The organism is Streptomyces sp. NPDC044064 (assembly GCF_056434245.1).
Genome location: NZ_JBWKFN010000015.1, coordinates 15,815 through 20,321, shown reverse-complemented (window position 1 = coordinate 20,321; position 4,507 = coordinate 15,815). Strand labels below are relative to the sequence as shown.

Annotated in this window: 4 protein-coding genes; 3 read left to right on the top strand and 1 reads right to left on the bottom strand. The window is 74.2% G+C overall.

Annotated elements, in window-relative coordinates:
• The first annotated feature begins 330 nt into the window (after positions 1-330).
• The 3 genes from AC07DS_RS23975 to AC07DS_RS23965 all read left to right on the top strand — a co-directional run bounded on the left by AC07DS_RS23975 (position 331) and on the right by AC07DS_RS23965 (position 2,766).
• Complete coding sequence (locus AC07DS_RS23975) at positions 331-474, top strand: hypothetical protein (RefSeq protein WP_479148346.1); 144 nt, start codon at positions 331-333, stop codon at positions 472-474.
• Positions 475-561: 87 nt separating this feature from the next.
• The gene (locus AC07DS_RS23970) at positions 562-843 is read left to right on the top strand and encodes a hypothetical protein (RefSeq protein ID WP_479148344.1); all 282 of its coding nucleotides are present in this window, start codon (positions 562-564) and stop codon (positions 841-843) included.
• 102 nt (positions 844-945) lie between these two features.
• Positions 946-2,766, top strand: coding sequence for a phosphatidylglycerol lysyltransferase domain-containing protein (locus AC07DS_RS23965; protein ID WP_479148342.1), 1,821 nt, complete (start codon positions 946-948; stop codon positions 2,764-2,766).
• On the opposite strand, the gene AC07DS_RS23960 is transcribed toward AC07DS_RS23965, so the two are convergent.
• Positions 2,750-4,018: an ArgE/DapE family deacylase gene (locus tag AC07DS_RS23960; RefSeq protein WP_479148340.1), complete on the bottom strand. Its 1,269-nt coding sequence runs from the start codon at positions 4,016-4,018 to the stop codon at positions 2,750-2,752. The two genes, AC07DS_RS23965 and AC07DS_RS23960, sit on opposite strands and share 17 nt — an antisense overlap.
• Between the last annotated feature and the right edge of the window lie 489 nt (positions 4,019-4,507).

Sequence of the window (4,507 nt, the reverse complement as noted above, 5' to 3'; positions counted from 1 at the left end):
CACCCCCCCCCCCCCCCCCCCCCCCGACACCGCCCCACCCCCCCCCCCCCCCCTCCCCCCCCCCCCCGCGCCCCCCCCCCCCCCCCCCCCCCCCCCACGCCGTCATCTCCACGCACGCGGCGTCGTCACCCGTGCGGGCCACACCACCGGGACGCCGGGGCCGCTCTCCCTGCGGGACAGCCGGCCGGACGTCCTCGTTCTCATGACCCATGAAGCCGTGGCCGAGCACGCCGGGGGCACCGGCCCTGGAGTGGTATCCGCCACAGCACACGACGTCGTACCCGGGGCCGACCCCCTCCGGCACGGGCATCCTCTCGGGCGAGGATGTCCGTGGCGTCCGCCGCCAGCGTGCCGCGCACCGCGGCGTTCCCGTCCTCGGCCATCATGGAGCGGCCCGGCTCGTGGTCCCGGCCGCCGGGCGGGACGTCGTCGGCGCCGGACCCGGTGATACCCGCCATGTCCACGCCCAGGTAGGTCAGCACGCCTGCGACCCCGACCGACCCTACGTAATGTAGGTTCCCAACCGCCATCGGCCACACATCTGTTCACCGGGGGAGCACCATGCAGGACACGGAAGCGAAACCGAGCCCGGCGGAGGAGGTCTGCGTGCGCGCCCTCGCCCCGACGCTGACCCTGCTGATCGTCAGCCTTCTCGTCGCCGCCGTCGGCGTGTACGAGCTCTGCGGCTTCGGGCTGCACAGCCTCGACCGGCGCCCGCACCTGTTCAGCGACGGCCTGGCGACCGGCGGGGTGATCGTCGCCGTCGTGGCGGCCGGGGCCGCGGTGGGCAATCTGGCGTGGACCCTTGCGGCGGCCCGGCGGGGCGGCCAAGGTCCGGGATGAGATCCTGTGAAGCAGGTATGTGTACACCTGTACACATCCGCGCTACCCTACGAGCTGTAGGGTCAGCGTAGCCCCGTCCCCCTCCCCAAGGTGCCCGCCACCATGCCCGCACAACAGTCGAGCCTGACCACCCCGCAGGTCCCCGCTCAGCGCAACCGCCGTGCCCGCATCCCCTTCCCGTCCGCCGGCGACGGCCGGCTCCGGAAGCGGGCGGCGACCGCCACCGTCTGGTACCTGCGTCTGCAGGTGGTGCTCAACATCGCGGCGGTCGTCTCGCTGCCGTTCCGCGAGGAGGTGCACGAGCACAACGGAGGCGCGTTCTTCACGCCCTACCTGGCCACCGCCGGCCTGGGCTCGGCGGCCCTCGCGCTCTTCCTCGCGATCGTGATGCGCCGCCGCAAGCGAGCGGCCTGGGTCTTCAACCTCCTCCTCGCCGGCCCGCTCTTCTCCCTCTACGTCCTCGCCCTCACCCGCGACCCCTACCGCGAGCACGTCTTCAACTGGCTCTCCGCCGCCCTGACCGGCCTGTTCGTGGCCGCCCTGCTGATCGGCCGACGCGAGTTCGACGCGATCGGCGACCGCTCCAACCCGCGCCTGGCGCTCGCCGTGGGCACCGGCGGCGCGCTGCTCAGCGCCGCCCTCGGCACACTGCTCGTGCACGCGACCAACAAGCTGCCCGGGGCCACCCTCGAGGACGAGATCGCCTACACCCTGCTGCGCGGCATCAGCGTCGGCCCGCTCGCCGACCGCGTCGCCGCCGTCGACGCGCCCCGCTGGACGGACGTGATCGTCAACGTCCTGGTCGCGGCGACCTTCCTCCTGGTCCTCTACGCCTGCTTCCGTGCCCCGCGCGGTGAGTGCCTGCTGGCTCAGGAGGACGAGCGGAAGCTGCGTGCGCTGCTGGACCGGCACGGCGAACGCGACTCCCTCGGCTACTTCGCCCTGCGCCGCGACAAGGCCGTCATCTTCTCCCCCAGCGGCAAGGCGGCCGTCACCTACCGTGTCGTCGGCGGCGTCAGCCTGGCCTCCGGCGACCCCATCGGCGACCCCGAGGCCTGGCCCGGCGCCATCGACGCCTGGCTGGCCGAGGCCCGCCGCCACGCCTGGACCCCGGCCGTCATGGGCGCGAGCGAGGAGGCCGGCACCATCTACTCCCGCCATGGTCTGGACGCCCTGGAACTGGGCGACGAGGCGATCGTCGACCTGTCCGACTTCACCCTCGAAGGCCGGGCCATGCGGGTGGTCAGGCAGGCCCACAACCGCGTCCGCCGGGCCGGCTACACGGTCCGCATCCGCCGCCACGAGGAGATCCCCGACGAGGAGATGGCCCTCCTCGTCGACCGCGCCGACCACTGGCGCGACGGTGCCACCGAACGCGGCTTCTCCATGGCCCTGGGGCGGCTCGGCGACCCCGGCGACGGCCGCTGCGTCATGCTGGAGTGCCGGGACGCGGACGACGTGCCCCGGGCCCTGCTCAGCTTCGTCCCCTGGGGCGAGGCCGGCCTCTCCCTCGACCTGATGCGCCGCGACCGCGACTGCGAGAACGGCCTGATGGAGTACATGGTCGTGGAACTCCTGTTGCGGGCCGAGGAGCTGGGCGTCGGCCGGGTGTCCCTGAACTTCGCGATGTTCCGCTCGGTCTTCGAACGCGGCTCCCGTCTCGGCGCCGGGCCCGTGCTCCGCCTCTGGCGCTCGGTCCTCACCTTCTTCTCCCGCTGGTGGCAGATCGAGTCCCTGTACCGCGCGAACGCCAAGTACCGCCCGGTCTGGGAGCCGCGCTTCCTCCTCTTCGCGAAGAGCAGCGACATCCCCCGCATCGGCCTGGCCAGCGCCCGGGCGGAGGGCTTCCTCACCCCGCCCGCCCTGCCGGCCCTCACCCGCCGCAGGCAGTCCGGCTGCCCGGAGCTCACTTCACCCCGGTAGTCCGCAGCACAGTGAGCACGAGGGTCCGCGCCACCTCCACCACCTCACGGAGGGACACGGACTCCCGGGGGCTGTGCGCGGCCCGGACGTCTCCCGGCCCGTACTGCAGGGTCGGGATCCCGGCCCCCGCGTACAGCCGCAGGTCGCTGCCGTACGGCGCCCCGCGCTCCCGGGGCCGGGTGGCCCAGCCGTTGGCGTCGGCGCAGGCGTCGCGCACCTCGTCGCGCAGCGGATGCCCCTCCGGAAGCCGCCCGCTCGCGAACTGCCCACCCGGCCAGCTCACCTTCGCCGGGTGCTCCCGCAGCCAGGGATGACCGGCGCACACCTCGGCCACGCACCGCTCGAACTCCGCCCGTGCCTCGCCCGGCTCCTCCCCCAGCCGCACCCCGAGCCGCCCCTCGGCCACCAGCAGATCGGGCACGCTGCTCGCCCAGTCCCCGGAGCGCAGGGTCCCGACGGAAAGGGCGTACGGGATCGGATACTCGGCCATCAGCGGCGAGGGCTCCGCGTTGCGGGCGGTCTCCAGCCGGGCCAGCGCCTCGTGCAGCGGCACATAGGCATCGATCGCACTGACCCCGGCGTCCCGGGAACTTGCGTGCGCGGCCCGGCCGGGCACGGAGAGGCGGAAGGTCAGGGCCCCGGCGTTGGCGGTGATGAGGGTCCCACCGGTGGGCTCGGTGATGACGCAGGCATCGCCGCGGTACCCCCGCTTCAGAGTCCCGAAAGCACCGATCCCCCCGTCCTCCTCGCCGACGACGAAGTGCACGGCGACACGCCCCCGCAACCGCACCCCGGCGGCGCGTACGGCGGCCAGCGCGGCCAGATGGGCGACGATCCCCGCCTTCATGTCACAGGCTCCGCGCCCGTGCACGACGTCCCCGGTCACCCTCGGCACGAACGGATCCCCGTCCCAGGCGGCGAGGTCCCCGGGCGGCACGACGTCCACATGCCCCTGCAGGACCAGCGTCGGCCCGTCCCCGCCCCCCTCGCTGAGCCCCACCAGGCCCCACGCCTCCGTACGCGGCACCTCCATGCCGGGAAACGCCGGGTCGGCCAGCAGCGCGGGCAGATCCATGGACCACAGGTCGACCTCGAGCCCGAGCCGCTCCAGCCACCCCGCCAGCAGGTGCTGGATCTCCGACTCGGCGGCACTCCCGGTCACGCTCGGAACCGCGATCAGCTCCAGCAGCATCCGCCCGACGGCCGCCTCGTCGACACACGCGAGAACGGCAGCCTCCTGATCACTGAGCACGACGGCTCCCCTCCCGAGGTCGACTCCCGCTCCGATCATGACCCCGCCGAGCCACCGGCAACAGACCTCGCCCACAGAGCAACCCACCGACGACGACCGGGCCGCACCGTCCGACGCCGATTCCGCCCCACAAGGCCCACCCGCCAACGACAAACCCACCCCACAGGCGCCCCCACACCCGACGCCAGAAGCCGCACACCCCACCCGCCCCCGCGCCAGCCACCCGCGAGCCCACCCGGCACGAGGCCCGCACCCGCCAACCGCGAGCCCACCGGCACGGGGCCCGCACCCGCCGACGACGAACCCGCCCCACAGGCGCCCCCACACCCGACGCCAAAAGCCGCACACCCCACCCGCCCCCGCGCCAGCCACCCGCGAGCCCACCCGGCACGGGGCCCGCACCCGCCAACCGCGAGCCCACCGGCACGGGGCCCGCACCCGCCGACGACGAACCCGCCCCACAGGCGCCCCCACACCCGACGCCAAAAG